Source organism: Sphingomonas sp. 10B4, from assembly GCF_035019905.1.
Taxonomy (GTDB): domain Bacteria; phylum Pseudomonadota; class Alphaproteobacteria; order Sphingomonadales; family Sphingomonadaceae; genus Sphingomonas; species Sphingomonas glacialis.
Genome location: NZ_JASJVC010000189.1, coordinates 1 through 563, shown reverse-complemented (window position 1 = coordinate 563; position 563 = coordinate 1). Strand labels below are relative to the sequence as shown.

At 60.9% G+C, this 563-nt stretch carries 1 protein-coding gene; it reads right to left on the bottom strand.

Annotated features, from left to right (window positions below):
* The coding region (locus QN347_RS19410) for an IS5 family transposase (RefSeq protein WP_323494346.1) at positions 1–563 on the bottom strand (563 nt) is incomplete at both ends.

Sequence of the window (563 nt, the reverse complement as noted above, 5' to 3'; positions counted from 1 at the left end):
GCGCCCGGCAATAGCGGCATGGCAGTCCCTGGTATCATAAGCGCCATCTCCGCCGACGCTGAGTATCCGCTCGTCTCCGGGAATTTGCGCCAGGAGAACGGGCAGCGTCGGTGCGTCGCCAATGGCATTCGTCGTGACCTCAATGGCCCGGATATCCAGCGTTCCAGCATCAATCCCGAGATGCACTTTGCGCCACTGGCGACGGTAGGACGCGCCATGTTTGCGCGTCTTCCACTCGCCTTCTCCCGTCATTTTGATCCCGGTGCTGTCGACCAGCAGGTGCAGTCCGCCCGAGCTGGCCCGCCCGCCAAGGTTGACCTTCAACGTCTTCTGGCGTCGGCACAGAGTCGTATAATCCGGCACCGGCCAATCCAGTCCCGCCATTTTGATCAGGCTCGCAACCAACCCCGTCACTTGCCGCAAAGGCAGGTTGAACAGCGTCTTCAGCGTCAGGCACAGCTCGATCGCGCTGTCTGAAAACCGCATCGGGCGACCAGGACGACCACAAGGCACCGATAGCCAATGCATCTCTGGATCAAACCATATTTCCAGCGACCCACGCC